The sequence below is a fragment of the Mesorhizobium sp. M7A.F.Ca.CA.004.12.1.1 genome (assembly GCF_003997835.1).
In the GTDB taxonomy this organism is placed as follows: domain Bacteria; phylum Pseudomonadota; class Alphaproteobacteria; order Rhizobiales; family Rhizobiaceae; genus Mesorhizobium.
Genome location: NZ_RZRK01001520.1, coordinates 1 through 436, shown reverse-complemented (window position 1 = coordinate 436; position 436 = coordinate 1). Strand labels below are relative to the sequence as shown.

At 64.2% G+C, this 436-nt stretch carries 1 protein-coding gene; it reads left to right on the top strand.

The window, feature by feature from the left end:
- Window positions 1-436, top strand: a 436-nt coding sequence (locus EN984_RS37350) for a hypothetical protein (protein ID WP_164766062.1), incomplete at both ends; no start/stop codon positions are given.

Genomic DNA, 436 nt, shown 5'->3' with positions numbered 1-436 from the left:
GCACCGCCGAAACCTTGTCGGCGGTCGAAGGCGCCCGCTCGTCGCTGTCCGACAGCGTCGCTGATCTCATCGGCCGCATGACCAAGTCCAGCTCGCAGCTCGGCCAGCTGATCGATCAGGCCGCGGTCAATCTCGGCCAGGTCGATGAACGCCTGAGCGGCAGCACGCAAAGCTTCGCCGCCACCACGGAAAAAGCCGCGCAGACCTTCGCCAGCTCGGCACGTCTGGTCGATTCGAACACGACGAGGCTGACGGAACTGTCGTCGTCCACCTTGCGCGAGGTGGCGTCGATCGCCACCAAGTTCGACGAACACAGCCGCCTGCTGTCCAGCGCTTCGGACCTGCTGAGCTCGGCCCAGAGCAATCTCGAACACACGCTCGAACGGCAATCGTCGCTCGAAGACCTCGCTGTCGGCCTGGTCAAGAAGTCGGAAGA